The following is a 19,279-nucleotide window of genomic DNA, read 5'->3' as shown; positions in this document are numbered from 1 at the left end:
TCGACGGCATGTCCTTGCAGAGCCTCGCGCTGATCGAGAACTGGCCGGTACCGACCGCGGCGGCGGGTGTCGTACGTGCCGACGGAACCGTCCTCGGGACCCACGGCCCGGCCGGCCACCGCTTCCCGCTCGCCTCGGTCACCAAGCCGCTCACGGCGTACGCGGCCCTCGTCGCGTACGAGGAGGGCGCGATCGAGCTGGACGAACCGGCGGGCCCGCCCGGCGCCACGGTCCGCCATCTGCTCGCCCACACCTCGGGGTTGGCGTTCGACGAACACCGCGTGACGGCCCCGCCCGGACAGCGGCGCCTGTACTCGAACGCGGGCTTCGAGCAACTCGGCGACCACATCGCGAAGGCGACGGAGATCCCGTTCGCGGAGTACCTGCACCAGGCGGTCCTCGACCCCCTGGGCATGACCTCGACGACGCTCGACGCCACCGGCTCCCCGGCGAAGGACGGCGTCTCGACCGTCGAGGACCTCCTCCGCTTCGCCGCCGAACTCCAGGCCCCCCGCCTCCTCGACCCCCGCACGGTCGCCGAGGCGATGACGGTCCAGTACCCCGGCACCAAGGGCGTCCTCCCGGGCTACGGCCACCAGAGCCCCAACGACTGGGGCCTCGGCTTCGAGATCCGCGACTCCAAGTCCCCCCACTGGACGGGCGGTTCGTCCTCCCCGCGCACTTTCGGCCACTTCGGCCAGGCCGGTACGTTCCTGTGGGTCGACCCGGTCGCGGGGGTGGGCTGCGTGGCGCTGACGGACCGGGCGTTCGGGGAGTGGGCGGTGGGGGTCTGGCCGGTGTTCACGGACGCGGTGCTCGCGGAGCTCTAGAGCATCTCCCACATCAACACCTCGGCCCCGGTGGCCGCCTGAGCCTCCAGATCCCGCGCGTCCGTGATCCGAGCAGCGTCCCCCGGCCCCAACTTCTCGCCGCCCAGGCTCACTTCACCGCGCACCACATGGACGTACACATGCACCGCGTCCGGTACGGCGGTGCGCTCGCCCGGGGTGAGCCGCCGCACGTGCAGCATCGCGCCGGCCTCCGGTACCGCGTACGGCGTGGAGTCGGCGATGCCGTGGACGATCTCGTAGGACGGGTCCCCGCCGGGTTCCAGCGGGGCGAGCCACATCTGGACGAAGGTCAGGGGCGCGTCGGTGTCGTTGCGCTCGACGTGGCGGACACCGGCCGCCGAGCTGAGGCGCTGGACGTCACCGGGGCGGACCCGGGTCAGGTGGCCGGTGGAGTCGCGGTGGCTCAACTCCCCTTCGACGACCCAGGTGATGATCTCGGTGTGGCTGTGCGGGTGTTCGCCGAAACCGGCGCCGGGGGCGAGCCGTTCCTCGTTGCAGGCGATGACCGCGCCGAACCGGAGGTTGTCGGGGTCGTAGTGCGGCCCGAAGGAGAAGGCGTGCCATGACTGGATCCCGGCCTGCGGGTCACCCCCTGGGTAGCGCTCGGCGGAGCGCCGTACGTCCATCACGGGGACCACGGTAGCCCTCGGCCGTGACCCGGCACCGCAAACCGTCGTCCTGATAAGGCAGTCTTGTCCCGTGCCCGAACCCGAAACCACCAGACCCGCAGCCCCCCGGCCCCGTGCCCACTCGCACCCGGCGACTCTGAAGCGGCTGGAGCAGTCGTCCGGGAGTCTCGCCGCGCAGGCCATCGCGCGCATGGACGAGACGCTGCCGTGGTACCGGGCGATGCCCCCGGAGAACCGTTCCTGGATCGGGCTGGTCGCGCAGGCCGGTATCGCCGCGTTCACGGAGTGGTTCCGGCATCCCGACGCGCCGCAGGCCATCTCGACCGATGTGTTCGGCACCGCTCCTCGTGAGCTGACCAGGGCTATCACCCTCCGGCAGACCGTGGAGATGGTGCGGACGACCATCGAGGTCATGGAGTCCGCCATCGACGAGGTGGCCGCGCCCGGTGACGAGTCCGTGCTGCGTGAGGCGCTGCTCGTGTACGCCCGTGAGATCGCCTTCGCGACCGCCCAGGTGTACGCGCAGGCCGCCGAGGCACGGGGGGCGTGGGACGCCCGGCTCGAATCGCTCGTCGTGAACGCCGTGCTGAGCGGGGAGGCCGACGAGGGGGCCGTCTCCCGGGCCGCGGCACTCGGGTGGAACTCGCCCGAGCATGTGTGCGTGGTGCTCGGTACCGCGCCCGACGGTGACAGCGAACTGACCGTGGAGGCGATCCGGCGGGCCGCCCGGCACGCCAAGCTCCAGGTGCTGACCGGGGTGCTCGGGGACCGGCTCGTCGTCATCGCCGGCGGGGACGACAATCCGCTCGCCGTCGCCAAGTCGCTGATCGGCCCTTATGCGGCCGGGCCCGTCGTCGCGGGGCCGATCGTGCCCGATCTGCTCGCCGCCACCCGGTCCGCGCAGGCCGCCGCCGCCGGGCTGAAGGCGTGCTCCGCCTGGCAGGACGCCCCGCGCCCGGTGCTGGCGGACGACCTGCTTCCGGAACGCGCGATGGCCGGTGACCCCGGCGCGCGGGACCAGTTGGTGGAGGAGATCTACAGACCACTGGAGGAGGCCGGGTCCGCGCTCCTGGAGACGCTCAGTGTCTATCTGGAGCAGGCGAGTAGCCTCGAAGGTGCGGCGCGGATGCTGTTCGTGCATCCCAACACCGTGCGCTACCGGCTTCGACGTGTGACTGACGTCACCGGCTGGTCGCCGTCCGACGTACGTTCCGCGTTCACTCTGCGGATCGCGCTGATCCTGGGGCGTCTGGCCGATGGAGATCCCCAGAACTAGCCTTTTGTCGGGGCCCCACAAAACCCCTTCCCGTTCTTCGTCCCTGTCCCCACGGGCGGCCGTGCCCGTCCCCAAGAGAGAGTGTGAGAGTGCTCGTACTCGTCGCTCCCGGCCAGGGCGCCCAGACGCCCGGCTTCCTGACCCCCTGGCTCGACCTCCCCGGTGTCGAGGACCGTCTGCGTGCCCTCTCGGCCGCCGTCGACCTCGACCTGGTGCACTACGGCACGGACGCCGACGCGGACGAGATCCGTGACACCGCCGTCGCCCAGCCGCTGCTCGTCGCCGCCGGACTGGTCTCCGCCGCGGCACTCGGTGACGTAGCGCCGGGCGCGGTCGCCGGTCACAGCGTCGGTGAGATCACGGCCGCCGTCCTCGCGGGTGTCCTGGACGACACGGCCGCCCTGACCCTCGTACGCAAGCGGGGTCTGGCGATGGCCGAGGCCGCCGCGATCAGCCCGACCGGGATGTCGGCGCTGCTCGGCGGCGACCCGGACACCACGGTCGCGCACCTGGAGAAGCTGGGGCTGACCCCGGCGAACGTGAACGGCGCGGGCCAGATCGTGGCCGCCGGCACGCTGGAGCAGCTGGCCGCCCTGGAGGCCGACAAGCCCGAGGGTGTGCGCCGGGTCGTGGCGCTGAAGGTGGCCGGCGCGTTCCACACGCGGCACATGGCCCCTGCGGTCGACACGCTGGCCAAGGCCGCGCAGGAGCTGACGCCCGCCGACCCTAGGATCACCTACGTCTCGAACAAGGACGGGCAGGCCGTCGCCACCGGTGCCGAGGTGCTGGAGCGGCTGGTCGGCCAGGTCGCCAACCCGGTCCGCTGGGACCTGTGCATGGAGACCTTCAAGGAGCTCGGCGTCACCGCGCTCCTGGAGGTGTGCCCCGGCGGCACCCTGACCGGCCTCGCCAAGCGTGCCCTGCCCGGCGTCAAGACGCTGGCCCTGAAGACCCCCGACGACCTCGACGCGGCCCGCGAGCTCATCTCCGAGCACGCCAACGCCTGAAGAAGGAGCCGTAGGAAATGTCGACGAAGATCAAGCCGAGCAAGGGCGCACCCTACGCGCGCATCCTCGGTGTGGGCGGTTACCGTCCGGTCCGGGTCGTCCCGAACGAGGTGATCCTGGAGACGATCGACTCGTCCGACGAGTGGATCCGCTCGCGCTCGGGCATCGAGACGCGGCACTGGGCGAACGACGAGGAGACCGTCGCCGCGATGTCCATCGAGGCGTCCGGCAAGGCGATCGCGGACGCGGGCATCTCCGCCGAGCAGATCGGCGGCGTGATCGTCTCCACGGTCTCGCACTTCAAGCAGACCCCGGCCGTGGCGACGGAGATCGCCGACAAGCTGGGCACGAACAAGGCCGCCGCGTTCGACATCTCGGCGGGCTGCGCGGGCTTCGGCTACGGCCTGACCCTCGCCAAGGGCATGGTCGTCGAGGGCAGCGCGGAGTACGTCCTCGTCATCGGTGTGGAGCGGCTGTCCGACCTGACCGACCTGGAGGACCGCGCGACGGCCTTCCTGTTCGGTGACGGCGCGGGCGCGGTCGTCGTGGGCCCCGCGAAGGAGCCGCACATCGGCCCGACCGTGTGGGGTTCGGAGGGCGACAAGTCCGACACCATCAAGCAGACCGTGCCGTGGACCGAGTACGACAGCACGGGCAAGTTCCCTGCGATCACGCAGGAGGGCCAGGCGGTGTTCCGCTGGGCCGTGTTCGAGATGGCGAAGGTCGCCCAGCAGGCGCTGGACGCGGCCGGGATCACCCCGGACGACCTGGATGTCTTCATTCCCCACCAGGCCAACGAGCGGATCATCGACTCGATGGTGAAGACGCTGAAACTGCCGGAGCACGTCACGGTCGCGCGTGACGTACGCACCACCGGCAACACCTCGGCCGCCTCGATTCCGCTCGCTATGGAGCGGCTTCTGGCGACCGGCGAGGCGAAGAGCGGCGACACCGCGCTCGTCATCGGCTTCGGGGCGGGTCTCGTGTACGCCGCGACGGTCGTTACCCTCCCCTAGGCACTCCGTGCCGGATCGTCATCGGATCCGGCACGGGAAGCACTGCCACACCCTCTGGATCACAAAGAAGGAGCGCCTGACATGGCCGCCACTCAGGAAGAGATCGTCGCCGGTCTCGCCGACATCGTGAACGAGATCGCCGGCATCCCGGTTGAGGACGTCCAGCTGGACAAGTCCTTCACCGACGACCTGGACGTCGACTCGCTGTCCATGGTCGAGGTCGTCGTCGCCGCCGAAGAGCGCTTCGACGTCAAGATCCCCGACGAGGACGTCAAGAACCTCAAGACGGTCGGCGACGCGACCGACTACATCCTCAAGCACCAGGCCTGAGCCACCTCTCAGGCCCGGACCACCAGGCCTGAGCCAGCTCAAAGGCCCGGCTGCATGGCCCCGCCACCCGGCGGTGGCGCCGCTTAATCCTCGTACCGTTGGAGAAAGAATTCCCGTGAGCCCGACCAATCGCACCGTGGTCGTCACCGGTATCGGCGCAACCACACCGCTGGGTGGCGACGCAGCCTCGACCTGGGAGGGTCTGATCGCCGGCCGGTCCGGCGTCAAGCCCCTGGAGCAGGAGTGGGCCGCCGAACAGGCGGTCCGTATCGCCGCGCCGGCCGCCGTGGACCCCTCCGAGGTCATCCCGCGTCCGCAGGCCCGCCGCCTGGACCGCTCGGCGCAGTTCGCGCTGATCGCGGCCAAGGAGGCCTGGGCGGACGCCGGTTTCACCGACAAGGCCGGCGAGGACGCGTCCGTCGACCCCGACCGGCTCGGCACCGTCATCGCCTCCGGCATCGGCGGGGTGACGACCCTGCTCGACCAGTACGACGTGCTGAAGGAGAAGGGCGTCCGCCGCGTCTCCCCGCACACCGTCCCCATGCTGATGCCGAACGGCCCGTCCGCCAACGTGGGTCTGCTCGTGGGCGCCCGCGCGGGTGTGCACACGCCGGTCTCCGCGTGCGCGTCCGGCGCCGAGGCCATCGGCTACGCCATCGAGATGATCCGCACCGGCCGCGCCGACGTCGTCGTCGCCGGTGGCACGGAGGCGGCGATCCACCCGCTGCCCATCGCCGCGTTCGGCAACATGATGGCGATGTCCAAGAACAACGACGACCCGCAGGGCGCCTCGCGGCCCTACGACACCGCCCGCGACGGCTTCGTCCTCGGCGAGGGCGCGGGCGTTCTCGTCCTGGAGTCCGCCGAGCACGCCGCGCAGCGCGGTGCCCGCGTGTACGCCGAGGCGGTCGGGCAGGGCATCTCCGCCGACGGCCACGACATCGTGCAGCCGGAGCCGGAGGGGCGTGGCATCTCCCACGCCCTGCAGAACCTGATGGACAACACCGACCTCGACGCGGCGGAGATCGTGCACGTGAACGCGCACGCGACGTCCACGCCTGCCGGTGACGTGGCCGAACTGAAGGCTCTGCGCAAGGTGTTCGGTGACGACGCCGACCACATGGCGGTCTCGGCGACGAAGTCGATGACCGGTCACCTGTTGGGTGGTGCGGGTGGGGTCGAGTCGGTCGCGACCGTGCTCGCGCTGTACAACCGGATCGCGCCGCCGACCATCAATGTCGAGAACCTCGACCCTGAGGCGGAGGCCAACGCGGATGTTGTTCGCGGGGAGGCTCGGAAGCTGCCGGTCGAGGGGCGGATCGCTGCGCTGAACGACTCGTTCGGGTTTGGTGGGCACAACGTGGTGTTGGCGTTCCGGACCGTCTGAGAACTGTCGTTAACGGTGTGTGGCCCGCTCCCCGGGTTTTGGGGGCGGGCCACATGTTGTTTGTCGGCTGCAGGCCGGTGGGGGCTGGTCGCGCCCACGCGGCGGAGCCGCAAATCGATACAGCCCCGCGCCCCTAGAAGAGCGCCCCTGGCCGGTGTTTCTAGACCACCTGGTGCAGCCAGCGCACCGGTGCGCCCTCGCCCGCGTACCTGAATGGCTCCAGCTCGTCGTCCCAGGGCTTGCCCAAGAGCTTGGCGATGTCCGCTTCCAGGTTGGTCTCGCCCTGCTGAGACCTCGTCAGGGCCGCGCGGAGGCGGTCCTCCGGGATCAGGATGTCGCCGTGGATGCCGGTGACGGCGTGGAAGATGCCGAGGTCGGGGGTGCAGCTGTAGCGCTCGCCCTCGGCGGTGGGGCAGGGCTCGGCGGTGACCTCGAAGCGGAGGAGGTGCCAGCCGCGGAGGGCCGAGGCCAGCTTGGACGCCGTGCCCACCTCGGCCTGCCAGGAGAATTCGGAGCGCCATGTTCCGGGGGCGGCGGGCTGGCGGATCCAGTCGAGGCTGACGCGTGTGCCGAGCACCCCGGCGACGGCCCACTCGACGTGCGGGCACAGCGCGCGCGGCGCGGAGTGCACGTACAGAACTCCACGTGTCGTCACCGGGACCTCCGGACAGAGCGGGGCATCTTGCAGACTGGCAAACGGCGGCGGCAGGGCAGCCACGTTGAGGGCGAGGCTACCGTGCGGCGGCGCGAGGAGTGCGACGTACCGTCCGTCCCGGTGCCAGGAAACCCCGCCATTCACCCATGGGGACGCTTGTACGGGGGTGTGCCGTTGCATCGCGCGCGTGCGGGAACTCCCGCGCGTTGTCATGGGTTGAGATGTGACACGACACCAAGGGGCTGGACCAGGGCATGCGAAACCGACGCGACCGTACTCGGGCCGTGCTCGCCGTCGTGGCGGCGGCCGTCCTGGGCGCCGCCGGCTGCGACGCGAGTGGGGGTGACGCCGCCGGGGCACGCGACGAGAGCGGTACGGCGGCCAAGGCGAAGCCGTCGCCCACGCCGGTCTGGGACCGCAGCCCGTCCTCGGTCGCGGCGGTGGGCGACTCCATCACGCGCGGCTTCGACGCCTGTACGGTCCTGTCGGACTGCCCGGAGGTGTCCTGGGCGACCGGCACCGAGGCCTCCGTCGACAGTCTCGCCGTACGGCTGCTGGGCGAGACGGGCGCGGCGGAGCGCGGCTGGAACTACGCGGTGACCGGGGCGCGGATGGCCGACCTGCCCGCGCAGATCAGTCAGGCGGCGGCGCGCAAGCCGCAGTTGGTGACGGTGATGGTGGGGGCCAATGACGCCTGCCGGGCCTCGACCGCGGCGATGACCTCCGTGGCCGACTTCCGCGCCGACTTCGAGGACTCGCTCAGGACCCTGCGCCGGGCGCTGCCGAAGACGCAGGTCTACGTCGCGAGCGTGCCGAATCTCAAGCGGCTCTGGTCGCAGGGGCGGACGAACCCGATGGGCAAGGCGGTGTGGAAGCTGGGCATCTGCCCCTCGATGCTGGCCGACGCGGACTCCCTGGACTCGGCGGCGACCGCGCGGCGGGACACGGTGCAGGGCCGGGTGGAGGCGTACAACAAGGTCCTTGAGCAGGTGTGCGCGACGGACGAGCGGTGCCGTTTCGACGGGGGCGCGGTCTACGACTACCGCTTCGGCACGGACCAGTTGAGCCACTGGGACTGGTTCCACCCGAGCAAGGACGGGCAGGCGCAGCTCGCGGCGATCGCGTACCGGCGGATCACGGCACGCGAACCCGTGACCTAGGGTTTCCCTCATGAGCGAACTTTTCGGCACACTTCCCGACGGCCCGCCCGTGCACCGCTGGACCTTGGAGCGGGCGGGCGTCCGGGTGCGGGTGCTGTCGTACGGCGGGATCGTGCAGTCGGTGGAGGTGCCGGACCGGGAGGGCCACGCGGCGGACGTGGTGCTGGGGTTCGCGGATCTGGACGGGTATCTGACCCACCCGGAGCCGTATCTCGGGGCTCTGGTCGGGCGGTACGCGAACCGGATCGCGGGCGGCCGTTTCCCGCTGGACGGTGTGACCTACTCCCTCGCGCAGAACAACGGGCCCAACTCCCTGCACGGCGGCGAGCGGGGCTTCGACAAGCGCGTGTGGGACGTCGAGCCGGTCGAGCACGGGCTGCGGCTCAGCCGGGTCGGCGCGCACGGCGAGGAGGGCTTCCCGGGGCGCCTGGAGGTCTCGGCGACGTACACGCTGGACGAGTCGGGAGCCCTGCGGTTCGTCTACGAGGCGACGACGGACGCGCCGACCGTCGTCAACCTGACCAATCACAGCTACTTCGACCTGAGCGGCACCGGGAACGCGGGCGGCCATGAACTCCGGCTCGCCGCCTCGCGGTTCACGCCGGTCGACGCGGAGCTGATCCCGACCGGTGCCCTCGACGACGTGGCGGGCACGCGCTTCGACTTCCGTGAGGCGCGGAAGGTCGGCGCCGGTTACGACCACAACTTCGTGCTCGACAAGGGCGTCACCCCGGCCCCGGTCGAGATCGCCGAGCTGCACGACCCGGCGTCCGGGCGGGTGCTGACGGTGGCGACGACCGAGCCCGGCATCCAGCTGTACACCGGCGACTACTTGAGCGAACCGTTCACCCCGGGGGCCGGAATCGCCCTGGAGACCCAGCACTTCCCGGACTCCCCCAACCGCCCCGGCTTCCCGAGCACGGAGCTGCGCCCGGGGGAGGTCTACCGGTCGGAGACGGTGTACGGCTTCTCGGCCCGCTGAACGCGGGGGCGCAGGCATGAATGAGCCCCGGTCCAGGGGTCAGGTCCCGGACCGGGGCTGTCTGAGGGGAGAACTGCCCCGGATCAGACGTTAATAGTCGTCGCGACCCTGCGGTCGGTGATCGAGCGCCCCGCCTGGATCTCGTACGAACCCTTTACAAATGCCCACCCGTTCGCCGTCTCATCCCAGATCTCGAAAGCCCGGCGCGGGAGTTCGACGATCACGTCCACGCTCTCGCCGGGTCCGGCCTCGACACCGGCGAATCCGGCCAGCCACCGGGCCGGACGCTCCGGGTCGGCCTGGGCCGGGGCGAGATAGACCTGCACGACCTCACGGCCGTGCCGGGCACCGGAGTTGGTGACCCGGACGGTGACGGACACCCCGTCCGCTTCGATCGCGTCGTAGGTCCAGTCGGTGTAGCCGAGGCCGTGCCCGAAGGCGTACGACGGGCGGCGGCCCTCCTTCTCCCAGGCGCGGTAGCCGATGAACACGCCCTCGGTGTACGGGAGTTCGCCGTCCTCCGGGACGACCTGGGTGACCGGGGCGTCGGTCAGGGAGCCCCAGGTGGTGGGGAGTCGGCCGCCGGGTTCGTGGGCGCCGGTGAGGACGTCGGCGAGGGCCGCGCCGCCCTCCTGGCCGGGGAACCAGCCGAGCAGGATCGCGGCGACCTCGTCGCGCCAGGGCAGTTCGACCGGGGAGCCGGAGTTGACGATCACGACGGTGTTCGGGTTGGCGGCGGCGACGGCGCGCACCAAGTCGTCCTGGCGGCCCGGGAGTCGGAGGTCCTTGCGGTCGTAGCCCTCGGACTCGACCCGCTCGGTGGTGGCGACCACGACGACGGCGGTGTCGGCGGCGTGGGCCGCCGCGACGGCCTCGGCGATGAGTTCGTCGGGGTCGCGCTGCGGCTCCTGGTGGACGAGCGTGAAGCCGACGGCCTTGAGGGGGAGGTCCTTGGGGCGGGCGACGACGTAGGTCAGGGACACCTCGACCGGTGCGCCGGCGGTGAGTTCGACGCGGGCGCGGGGTTCGGGGGCGCCGAAGAAGGAGATGAACGGGTCGCCCTTCAGCGGGCGTTGGACGTCGTCGTAGTACGTCGTGCCGTCGACGGTGAGGGTGAAGGCGCCGACTCCCTTGATGCCGAAGGTGTGGTGTCCGGTGTCGCGCGGGGTGAAGGTACCGGTGAGTTCGACGGTGTGGAGGGTGTCGTGGGTGACGCCCGCGGGGAGGTCCGAACCCATCCACTGGATCTGCCCGTTGGGCACGGAGGCGGTGCCGATGACGGCGCCCTCGGTGTCCCGGCAGACCGCGCGCAGCGCGAACCCCTTGGCGGCGGTGGCGAGTTCGGTGTTGGGGTCGGCGCCGACGGCGTAGGTCAGGGTGCCTTCGGGGAGGGCGGCGGTGAGGCCGTCGAGCGGGGAGACGGTCCGGGCCGGGAAGACGGTGGCGGAGCCGCCGCCGAGGACGCGGGCGTCACGGGCGGCGGCACCGAGGAGCGCGACGGTGGTGTTCGGCTTCAGCGGGAGGGTGGTGTTCTCGTTGCGGACGAGGACGAAGGAGCGGCGGGCGATCTCGCGGGCGAGGGCCTCGCCGTCGACGGCGGACGGGAGTTGAGCCTCCGCGACGACGGGTTCGGCGCCGTCCAGGATGCCCACACGGGCGGCGAGCCGCAGCACGTTCCGTACGGCGGCGTCGACGGTGGCCTCCTCGACCTCGCCGTCGCGCACGGCCTGCGCGAGGGCCGGGCCGTAGACGGTCTGCGGGCCGGGCATGGCGACGTCGAGGCCGCCCTCGATGGCGCCGGTGGTGGAGCGGGCGGCGGTCCAGTCGGAGACGTTGAAGCCGTCGAAGCCCCATTCGCCGCGCAGGATCTCGTTGACCAGGTAGCGGTGTTCGGTCATCGTCGTGCCGTTGACCGTGTTGTAGGCGGTCATGATGCCCCAGGGGCGGGCGTTCTCGACGATGTGCTCGAAGGGGGCCAAGTACAGCTCGCGCAGGGCGCGTTGGGAGATGAGGTTGTCGACGGTGAAGCGGTCGGTCTCGGCGTCGTTGGCGACGAAGTGCTTGACGGTGGTGCCGACGCCGCCTTCCTGTACGCCGGTCACGTATCCGGCGCCGATCCGTCCGGTGAGGCAGGGGTCCTCGCTGTAGGCCTCGAAGTGCCGCCCGCCGAGCGGGGAGCGGTGCAGGTTGACCGTGGGCGCGAGGAGGACGTGGACGCCCTTGCGGCGGGCCTCCTGGGCGAGCAACACGCCCGCGCGGCGGGCGAGTTCGGGGTCCCAGGCGGCGGCGAGAGCGGTGGGGGACGGCAGCGCGACGGACGGATCGTCGGCGGTCCAGCGCACGCCCCGGACGCCGATCGGGCCGTCGGACATCACGAGGGACGTCAGGCCGATCTCCGGGAGGGCGGGCAGGGACCACATGTCCTGACCGGCGAGCAGCCGGGCCTTGGCGTCGAGGTCGAGCTTGCCGAGGGCCGCCTCCGCGGCTGCCTCGCGGGCCTCGTCGGCCGGGATGCGGGTACCTGCCATCGCTGTGCCTCCTCGTTGAGTCCGTGCCGTGCGGTGCCTCCATCGTGCATCGTTTACCTGTAGAGCGGTAGGTTTCGTAATGCTGCCGTTATATTCACGGTCGGGGGATGTCGTACGGTGACGCCATGAACGGCAGGACCAGGAGTGCGGAGCGGCGCGGCGAGATCGTGCGGGCGGCTCTGGAAGTGATCGCCGAGCGCGGCTACCGGGGTGCGAGCCTGGCGGCGGTGGCGGAGCGGGTCGGGCTGACCCAGCAGGGGCTGCTGCACTACTTCCCGACGAAGGACGCGCTGCTCGTCGCGGTCCTTGAGGAACGGGACCAGTGGGACGCCGTACCGGACAGCCGATGGCGGGTCGATCTGCTCGCCTCGCTGGTCGAGTACAACGCGATGCGGCCCGCGATCATCCAGACCTTCTCCGCGCTGCTCGGCGAGAGCGTGACGGAGGGGCATCCGGCGCGGGAGTACTTCACCGAGCGGTATGTGCGGGTGCGGGCGAGCATGGCGGGGGTGCTGCGCGCCGAGTACGGCGACCGGCTGCCGAACGGGCTCACGCCCGAGCGCACGGCTCCGCTGCTGGTCGCGGTGATGGACGGGTTGCAGTACCAGTGGCTGCTCGACCCGGAGTCGGTGGACATGCCGGGGGCGTTCCGGGACTTCCTGGCGCTGCTGGGCGAGGCGTGAAGCTCGGTCGGCCATGACGTGCGAGAAGGGCGCCCGCCGGAGCGGGCGCCCTCTACCGGCTCGTTCAGGACGAGGTGGCCGGCACCTCACCCGTCTTGTCGGTGACGCCAACTCCCATGAGGGCGGCGCCGGTTGTGCCGAGGTAGACAAGGCTGGACGAGTCGAAGACCCAGGCGTAACCCTTCGGGGCGCCCTTGAACGTGAGGCCGACGCCCTCGCGCCCGGCGGCGTCCTTGACGTGGTCCACGACGCGTACACCCGGGAGTTCGGCCATGGCACGGTAGATCGCGGCGCTGAGGTCGGGAAGCAGGGTGGCGTCGTCGATGATGGCGCCGAGGTTCTCGACGACAACTTCCGTGCGGCGGGCGGGGTTTACGTCCTTGGCGTCGCCGGAGAGCTTCTTCAGCAGCGCACCGGGGTCGGTGGGCAGGGCCTGGAGCTGCCGGAAGGTCAGGTATCCGGCTCCCTTCATGTCCATGGTCATCTTCTTGGAGGGGTCGTCGAGCGCGACGCCCTTGCGCAGACCGTCCCGCCTGCCGTCCACGGAGTCCCATTGCTCCTGCCGGACGGCTCCCTTGTACGCCTTCGCCGTGAACGTCCCCTTGTGCTGGGCGAGTTCTTCGGGGCTGCTGAAGTCGACGCCCAACTCGGCGGCCGAACCTTGGGACTTGGTGTAGACGTACTGGTTGTCGCGGACGGTGACCGCCGGGCGGGAGGCCGCCGCCAGGGCGATCCGGTCCAGCAGTCGGGTGGCCTTGTAGTGGTCATCGGCGGTGACGCCTGCGGCGGTTGTGCCCTGCTTGCCGTCCTGCGCGCTGTCGACCGCCACCACGCCCAGGCCCACGACTGCGGCGAGGGCCAGTGGCGCGGCGACGAGCACGAGACGTCGGGTGGGGCGTCGGCGGATGGTGGACGGAGGTGAGGCGGTCGCCGCACCGGACTGCTCGTGGGTGATGTGTTCCATCAGGTGTTCCCTCAGTACGCGGTGGCGGTCCTGAGCGAGCACCGGACGGCCCGGTGCGGGCAGCAACTCGGCCAGATCGTGGTGGTCGACCGGCTGATCGCGTCGTCGCGGGGTGGTGTTCATCGCTTCTTCTCCTGCGTGGACCGAGCCGCCTGATGGCGGCTACCCGGTGACTGTCCGACCGCGGCCGGGCGTTGCACTTCGTTGTTCCCCGTGCCGCTCTTGCGTCGGGGTTCGAGTTCAAGTTCGCGTTCGGTGAGCTTGCGCAGGCGTTTCCTCGCACGCGAGAGCCGGGCCCGTACGGTGCCGACGGCGACGCCCAGGGCCTCGGCCGCCGTGGCCGCGTCCAGGCCCTCCCACACGCAGAGCGTGAACACCTCGCGCTCCCCGCGGCGCATCGTGCGCAACGCCCGCTGCGCGGCGGCCAGTTCCTCGCTGTCGGCCAGGCGCCGGGTCACCTCGTCGGCGAAGTCCGGCACGGGGTCGGGGGGCGGGATCCGGGAGAGCGCGGCCTGGTGTCTTCGCGCCGCCCGGGCGGTGTTGCGCGAGACGTTCGTCGCGATCCCCAGCAGCCAGGGCCGCAGGCTGTCCTCGCCCGGCAGCACGCGCTCGCGCAGCCGCCATGCCTCCAGGAAGGTCAGGGACACGATGTCGTCGGCGACGACCCAGTTGCCGGTCGTCCGGACGGCGTGCCGGTGCACCACGGAAGCGTGCTCGTCGAAGAGGTGCCTGAACGCGTCCGGGTCACCGGCTCGCACGCGGGCGCGCAGTGAGTTCTCCACACACCTCTCTGTCCTCCGCACGGGCGGCGCTGCGGTGATCCGCGTCACACCACGGCCGTCCCTGCGCGCGAACCGGCCCGGCGCTATTGCCGCCAGACGACGGCGAGCGTCTTGCTCGCGACGCACACGAGGGCGAAGACAAGGGCCCAGTCGTTGGCCCCGGCGAGGGCCAGCGCGACGACACCGGCGCCGAACCACAGCACCTCGAACCCGACACGGCCGGCGCCCCGCACCTTGTACTTGGCCTTCGGCGAACCGCACAGCCCCCACAGCACCGCGAGCACGACGGGCGCACCGAGCCCGAGCAGCCAGGTCAGCGGGGTCGCGATGTCCCTCGTGAACCCCCCATAGCCGACGGCGACAAGGGCGCCGAGCTCGATGGCGAAGAGGACGCCCAGGTTCGCTGCCTTCGCTGTCTTCATGGGCGGCAGTATCACCCGGAAGGGATCACTCCGTCGCGGGGACGGCGGCCACGACTTCGACCTCGATCAGCGCCTCCGCCCGGAACAGCCGCGCCACCTCGAAGGTCATGCTGGTGGGCGGGGTCCCGGTGAGGAACTCCCTTCGTACGGCGCCGTATTCGCCGAGCCCGGTGATGTCGGTCAGGTAGGTGCGGATGTTGATGACGTCCGCGAGGGTCGCGCCGTGTGCCTCCAGGAGAGCCGCGATGGTTTCGAAGACGCCTCGGCTCTGCTCGGCGAGGGTGGCACCCTCCGCGATCTGGCCGGAGAGGTACAACAGGGCGCTGCCGTCGGCGTGTTCGACACGGGCGACCTGGGAGTAGTAGGGGCTCAGGGGCTGGGGTGCGGAGGCGGGGCTGTCCAGGGTGATGCGCATGGCGTCGACGCTAGGTCCGGCCCCGCGGTGCGACAAGCGAATGTCTAGCATGGCTGACATGCCCACCCCGCATGGCAGTTCGGCGCGCGACCAGGTTCCCGACCTCTCCACGGTCTGGTTGCGGGTGTTCCTGGAGGTCGCCCGACACGGGTCGTTCACGGTGGCGGCGCGGGTGTTGGGGTGGACGCAGTCGGCGGTGTCCCGGCAGATCTCCTCGTTGGAGGCGGCGCTCGGCGGGACGCCGTTGTTCGACCGGCTGCCACGTGGGGTGCGGCTCACGGAGGCGGGGCAGGTGCTCGTGCCGTACGCGGAGACGGTGGCCGAGTCGCTGCACGGTGCGGTGCGCGAGCTGACGGCGCTGCGTGAAGTGGCCGGGGGCCGGCTGCGGTTCGGGGCGTTCGCGACGGCCGACGCGGCGCTGGTGCCGCAGACGCTGGCCGCGTTCCGCACCCGGCATCCCCGCGTCCGGGTCTCCCGGGAGGAGGGCCTCACGCCCGCCCTCCTGAACCGGCTGGCCTCCGGCCACCTCGACCTCGCGATCGTCTCGACGACGGGCGGGACCCCGCTGGAGCCGTACGCACTCCACCACCTCCTCGACGAGTCGCTGTACGTCGCCGTCCCCGCCGATCACCCCCTCGCGGGCCGGGGCACCGTCCGTCTCGCCCAACTCGCCGACGCCGACTGGATATCCGGCACCCCCCACCCCGAAGGCACCCTCCTCGACGCGGCCCTGCGCCAGGGCTTCCGCCCCCGTGTCGCGCACGTCGTCGGCGAATGGACCGCCAAGCAGGGCTACGTCGCCGCAGGCCTCGGCGTCGCCCTGGTCCCGGCGCTCGCCGCGGACTCCGTACGACCGGACATCGCGCTGTTGCCGGTGCTGGACGAGGGGGCACCGGCGCGGGCGGTGTACGCGGCGACGGTGCGGGGGCGGTCGCTGTCGGCGGCGGTGGAGGCCTTCCTCGGGGTGTTGGAGGAAGCCGCGAAACGGATCGGTTCGTCCGACCCACCCGTGGCGTAGACCACTCCTGTCACGCGATACTGCAGCCGTCCGGCACCGCACCGCACCCCACTGCGATGGAAGGCCTCAACCACCTTGAACGTCATACGAGTTCGGACCAGCGTCCTCGGACTGGCCCTGCTGGCCGGTTTCTCCGCCCCCGGCACCGGCGCGGTGGCGGCCGACACCGCGCTGTCCCCGACCGTCGAGGAGCAACGGCTCGACAAGGCGGTCCCCCAGGAGATCCTCGAACACTCCGGATTCGACACCGTGGCCCCGGAGTTCACCCACGCACTCGAAGCGGCGCACAGCTACGCGCAGGCCCGCCGCATCGTCGTACGCGAAGGAACCGCGCTGTGGCGGCGGGCAGTCGACCGGGCGCAGGGGCGAGGGCCCGCGGGCGGGGATCTCAGCCGGGACGACGATCGGCCCCTGTACTGGGCGCGGTTGGGGATGACTCGGGAAGTGCGGGCCTGGGAGCCCGAGTTCGGAGTCACCAGCGGTCAACGGGTCGCTCTGCTCGCCGAGTTGGAGAGGACCTCGCGAGGGCAGAGCGGTATCCGGTATCCGCACGAGAAGGGGATCAAGCGGATTCTGGTGACCGGGTTCGATCCGTTCACGCTGGACCGGGACATCCGGATCTCCAATCCTTCGGGGGCGATCGCGCTCGCGCTCGACGGCACGGTGATCCGGACGGCGCACGGGCCGGCGCGGATCGAGACGGCCATGTTCCCGGTGCGGTGGGCGGACTTCGCGGAGGGGACGGTGGAGCGGGCGTTGCGGCCGTATCTGCCGAAGGTGGATCTGTTCACGACGGTGAGTCAGGGGCGGGTGGGCCGGTTCGACGTCGAGCGGACCAACGGGGCCTGGCGGGGCGGGTTTCCGGACAACGAGAACGTGTCGCGCACGGAGACGATCCCGGTCACCGATCCGGCCTCGCAGCCCCAGTGGACGTCGACGACCCTGCCGTACAAGGACATTGTGGCCGCGAACACCGGGCGTTTCCCCGTCTACGACCACACCGAGGTGACCGAGATCCCGGCGGGCGGGACCGATCCCGTCGTGCGGGCGGACGGGCCGACCGCGGGATCCACGGCCCGTTCCGGCGGCGGCGGCAACTATCTCTCCAACGAGATCGCCTATCGGGTGACGCTGTTGCGGGACCGGCTCGGGTTGCACGACTCGCTGCCGGGTGGGCATATCCACACGCCTGTGCTGCAGTTCGGGGCCGGGAACACGGATCCGGCTACGGGGACGATCACCGATCCGGAGTTCGTGCGGAACCGGGTGGACATCATCGCGCAGGTGAAGGCGATGGTGACGGTGGCGATGGACGCTTCACCGGTCCGCTGACTCCGGGTCGGGTTCCGGGCCGGCGTCCGTGTCGTCCCCCTCGGTCTCCTCCCCCAGCAGCTCCCGCGCCATCATCGTCGCCCCCGCCACCGCCCCCGGCATCAGGAACACGGCGACGAACGGGACGAGGAAGGAGATGCCGAGGGGGGTGCCGAAGCCCCAGACGAGGGCTCTGCGGGAGCGGAGGAGGGCGAGGCGGGCACGGAGGTCGATGCCTCGGCGTTGGAGGGCGACCGCCGTCAGCTCCTCCGTCAGGAAGAAGCCCGTGACGAAGAAGCCGATCACCGGGACGACCGTCTGGCCGATGAACGGGACGAAGCCGAGGCCGAAGAGGAGGACGCCCCACAGGAGGGCGCGGACCAGGATGCGGAGGCTGTCGCGGGCCGAGATCCACAGTTCGCGCCAGAGGGGGAGGCCCGATGCGGGGGCCGTGCCGTCCGGGGAGACGTCCCGGTCGACCTTCTCGGAGAGGGTCTCGTAGAAGGGCTGCCCCATGAGGAGGGTGACCGCCGTGAAGGTCAACACCGAGAGCAGCAGGGCGAGTACGAACAGGACCGCCGTGAGGAAACCGCGGAACAGGCCCTGCCACGGGCTCGACCAGTCGTCCGCGAAGGGCGTGGCCCAGCTGACGAAGTCCTCGCCCCACAGCGCCAGCGCGACCAGGGCCGCCACATACAGGACCAGCGTGATCAGCCCTGGGATCAGCCCGAAACCGTAGTGCCGTCCGTGCCGGGCCATCCAGCGATGGCCCTTCAGGAGATAGCCGAATCCCGCCCCAAGATCATGCATGGGGTGAACCTTACTCAGCGTCGGCGCCGTGTCGGCACTACGCGGTCGACACCGCCACCACGACCCCCTGGTCCGCCGCCGGTGACACCGCCGCCGTCACCCGTACCGCAGTCGCCCGGGCCACCCGTCCCGCCCGGAAGGCCGCCGCGAGGAGGAGCGGCTGGATCCGCTCCAGGGCCGAGACGAAGAGCTCCTCGCCGGCGATCAGCATCGGCCGGGCCGCCTTCGTGGTCGCCGCCGCGGCCTCCGTGAGGTCGGCGAGGGGCGGGAGAGCGGTCCGGACCACGCTCGCGCCCGCCACCGCCACCCGTTGGGCCAACGACACCTGGAGTGGCAGGAGTGGCGCCAGGGCGGCCGTCAACGCCTCGGCGATGCGCCGGAGTTCGGGGGACGCGTCGGCCAATGTGTCGGCCAGTGCCCTGATCAGCGGGGTCAGGGCGAGCAGGGCGCCCGCGGCGACGCCCGCCGCAGCGGGCAGGAGCGGGGTGGCCGCCTCGATCAGGTCGCCGAGTGCCGTGGCGAATTCCTCGACCGCCGGTTCCACCGCGTCCAGGACGGGCAGCAGGCTGTCACCGAGGACCGTGAGGAGCGCCTGCGCCGGTGCGCTCACCGGGTGCACGGCCAGCGGGGCGCCGGTCGTGCCGAGCCGGGTCAGGGTGTCGACGATGCGGTAGAACGCCTCCTGGGCCTGCGGCGACGCGCTCGCCTCGGCCAGTTCGGCGGTGGTCTCGCGCAGGACCCGGAGCGCCTCCGCGCCCGAACCGTCCCGTGGATCAAGGGTGTTGATCGCGATCCTGGTGATGTTCCCGGCCGTGTCCAGGAGTTGGCCGGTGATGTCGGTCGTGCTGCGTGCCATGCGCAGCATCTCGTCCCTGCTGGGGAGCGAAGGAATCGTTGCCATGGGAACTCCTCGCCGTGCGTGGACGTGCGCGGCCGTAAGCGGACGTCCGCGGCCGTGCACCGCCGACCGCACCCGCTGCCCGGTACCTGTGCTCAGCATGCCCGCTCCCCGGCCCCGCGAATGCGCCATCCGGGGCATCGACGACACCAACA

General features: G+C 71.2%; 20 protein-coding genes. 11 read left to right on the top strand and 9 right to left on the bottom strand.

The genetic code is table 11. The features are described from left to right. Positions 1 to 8: 8 nt before the first annotated feature. Entirely contained in the window at positions 9 to 830 is an 822-nt protein-coding gene (locus tag ACIQBL_RS34090) for a serine hydrolase domain-containing protein (protein ID WP_401948733.1), read from the top strand. Here ACIQBL_RS34090 and ACIQBL_RS34085 read toward each other — a convergent pair. Further along, positions 827 to 1,477, bottom strand: a complete 651-nt coding sequence (locus ACIQBL_RS34085) for a pirin family protein (protein ID WP_401948816.1) — start codon at positions 1,475 to 1,477, stop codon at positions 827 to 829. The two genes, ACIQBL_RS34090 and ACIQBL_RS34085, sit on opposite strands and share 4 nt — an antisense overlap. A gap of 73 nt (positions 1,478 to 1,550) precedes the next feature. Here ACIQBL_RS34085 and fasR point away from each other — a divergent pair, with 73 nt between their 5' ends. The 5 genes from fasR to ACIQBL_RS34060 all read left to right on the top strand — a co-directional run bounded on the left by fasR (position 1,551) and on the right by ACIQBL_RS34060 (position 6,496). Then, a complete protein-coding gene (fasR, locus tag ACIQBL_RS34080) occupies positions 1,551 to 2,756 on the top strand; it encodes a fatty acid biosynthesis transcriptional regulator FasR (RefSeq protein ID WP_401948731.1) in 1,206 nt (401 codons plus the stop codon). Positions 2,757 to 2,845: 89 nt separating this feature from the next. Continuing rightward, entirely contained in the window at positions 2,846 to 3,763 is a 918-nt protein-coding gene (locus tag ACIQBL_RS34075) for an ACP S-malonyltransferase (protein ID WP_401948729.1), read from the top strand. Between the two features lie 17 nt (positions 3,764 to 3,780). After that, the gene (locus ACIQBL_RS34070; RefSeq protein ID WP_401948727.1) at positions 3,781 to 4,779 is read left to right on the top strand and encodes a ketoacyl-ACP synthase III; all 999 of its coding nucleotides are present in this window, start codon (positions 3,781 to 3,783) and stop codon (positions 4,777 to 4,779) included. Between the two features lie 81 nt (positions 4,780 to 4,860). After that, entirely contained in the window at positions 4,861 to 5,109 is a 249-nt protein-coding gene (locus ACIQBL_RS34065) for an acyl carrier protein (RefSeq protein WP_015660680.1), read from the top strand. Between the two features lie 115 nt (positions 5,110 to 5,224). After that, positions 5,225 to 6,496, top strand: a complete 1,272-nt coding sequence (locus ACIQBL_RS34060; protein WP_401948725.1) for a beta-ketoacyl-[acyl-carrier-protein] synthase family protein — start codon at positions 5,225 to 5,227, stop codon at positions 6,494 to 6,496. Positions 6,497 to 6,656: 160 nt separating this feature from the next. On the opposite strand, the gene ACIQBL_RS34055 is transcribed toward ACIQBL_RS34060, so the two are convergent. Next, positions 6,657 to 7,151 carry a DUF3145 domain-containing protein gene (locus ACIQBL_RS34055; RefSeq protein WP_401948723.1) on the bottom strand — a complete coding sequence of 165 codons (495 nt, stop codon included), beginning with the start codon at positions 7,149 to 7,151 and terminating at the stop codon, positions 6,657 to 6,659. A gap of 254 nt (positions 7,152 to 7,405) precedes the next feature. On the opposite strand from ACIQBL_RS34055, the gene ACIQBL_RS34050 reads away from it, so the two are divergent. Together ACIQBL_RS34050 and ACIQBL_RS34045 are read left to right on the top strand one after the other, a co-directional pair. After that, a complete protein-coding gene (locus tag ACIQBL_RS34050; RefSeq protein WP_401948720.1) occupies positions 7,406 to 8,311 on the top strand; it encodes an SGNH/GDSL hydrolase family protein in 906 nt (301 codons plus the stop codon). Positions 8,312 to 8,321: 10 nt separating this feature from the next. Beyond that, positions 8,322 to 9,293 (top strand): aldose epimerase family protein, encoded by a 972-nt coding sequence (locus tag ACIQBL_RS34045; RefSeq protein WP_401948718.1) that lies wholly within the window; start codon positions 8,322 to 8,324, stop codon positions 9,291 to 9,293. Positions 9,294 to 9,376: 83 nt separating this feature from the next. Here the strand turns inward: ACIQBL_RS34045 and ACIQBL_RS34040 are convergent, their stop codons facing one another. Further along, positions 9,377 to 11,821, bottom strand: a complete 2,445-nt coding sequence (locus ACIQBL_RS34040; RefSeq protein WP_401948715.1) for a glycoside hydrolase family 3 protein — start codon at positions 11,819 to 11,821, stop codon at positions 9,377 to 9,379. Between the two features lie 107 nt (positions 11,822 to 11,928). Here ACIQBL_RS34040 and ACIQBL_RS34035 point away from each other — a divergent pair, with 107 nt between their 5' ends. Further along, positions 11,929 to 12,504, top strand: coding sequence for a TetR/AcrR family transcriptional regulator (locus ACIQBL_RS34035; RefSeq protein WP_401948712.1), 576 nt, complete (start codon positions 11,929 to 11,931; stop codon positions 12,502 to 12,504). Between the two features lie 64 nt (positions 12,505 to 12,568). Here ACIQBL_RS34035 and ACIQBL_RS34030 read toward each other — a convergent pair whose 3' ends face one another. From ACIQBL_RS34030 to ACIQBL_RS34015, 4 genes are all read right to left on the bottom strand, one after another. Continuing rightward, positions 12,569 to 13,591 carry a CU044_5270 family protein gene (locus tag ACIQBL_RS34030; protein ID WP_401948709.1) on the bottom strand — a complete coding sequence of 341 codons (1,023 nt, stop codon included), beginning with the start codon at positions 13,589 to 13,591 and terminating at the stop codon, positions 12,569 to 12,571. Continuing rightward, complete coding sequence (locus ACIQBL_RS34025) at positions 13,588 to 14,250, bottom strand: RNA polymerase sigma factor (RefSeq protein WP_401948706.1); 663 nt, start codon at positions 14,248 to 14,250, stop codon at positions 13,588 to 13,590. Before ACIQBL_RS34025 ends, ACIQBL_RS34030 begins: the two co-directional genes overlap by 4 nt. An 83-nt stretch (positions 14,251 to 14,333) precedes the next feature. Further along, positions 14,334 to 14,672, bottom strand: coding sequence for a YrdB family protein (locus ACIQBL_RS34020; RefSeq protein WP_401948703.1), 339 nt, complete (start codon positions 14,670 to 14,672; stop codon positions 14,334 to 14,336). Between the two features lie 25 nt (positions 14,673 to 14,697). Further along, on the bottom strand, positions 14,698 to 15,087 hold the full coding sequence (locus tag ACIQBL_RS34015) for a RidA family protein (protein WP_401948700.1): 390 nt from the start codon (positions 15,085 to 15,087) through the stop codon (positions 14,698 to 14,700). A 49-nt stretch (positions 15,088 to 15,136) separates the two neighbouring features. Between ACIQBL_RS34015 and ACIQBL_RS34010 the strand changes: the two genes are divergently transcribed. Continuing rightward, positions 15,137 to 16,105 carry a LysR family transcriptional regulator gene (locus ACIQBL_RS34010; protein ID WP_401948697.1) on the top strand — a complete coding sequence of 323 codons (969 nt, stop codon included), beginning with the start codon at positions 15,137 to 15,139 and terminating at the stop codon, positions 16,103 to 16,105. Positions 16,106 to 16,180: 75 nt separating this feature from the next. After that, complete coding sequence (locus ACIQBL_RS34005) at positions 16,181 to 17,437, top strand: pyroglutamyl peptidase (protein WP_401948695.1); 1,257 nt, start codon at positions 16,181 to 16,183, stop codon at positions 17,435 to 17,437. Here the strand turns inward: ACIQBL_RS34005 and ACIQBL_RS34000 are convergent. Next, positions 17,423 to 18,226, bottom strand: a complete 804-nt coding sequence (locus ACIQBL_RS34000; RefSeq protein WP_401948692.1) for an EI24 domain-containing protein — start codon at positions 18,224 to 18,226, stop codon at positions 17,423 to 17,425. The genes ACIQBL_RS34005 and ACIQBL_RS34000 overlap by 15 nt on opposite strands. Positions 18,227 to 18,263: 37 nt before the next feature. Next, positions 18,264 to 19,127: a hypothetical protein gene (locus tag ACIQBL_RS33995; protein ID WP_401948689.1), complete on the bottom strand. Its 864-nt coding sequence runs from the start codon at positions 19,125 to 19,127 to the stop codon at positions 18,264 to 18,266. Positions 19,128 to 19,279 lie beyond the last annotated feature (152 nt).

The organism is Streptomyces sp. NPDC088350, assembly GCF_044753545.1.
Lineage (GTDB): Bacteria > Actinomycetota > Actinomycetes > Streptomycetales > Streptomycetaceae > Streptomyces.
The sequence above is the reverse complement of the archived record's forward strand: the minus strand, read 5'-3'. Positions and strand labels throughout refer to the sequence as shown.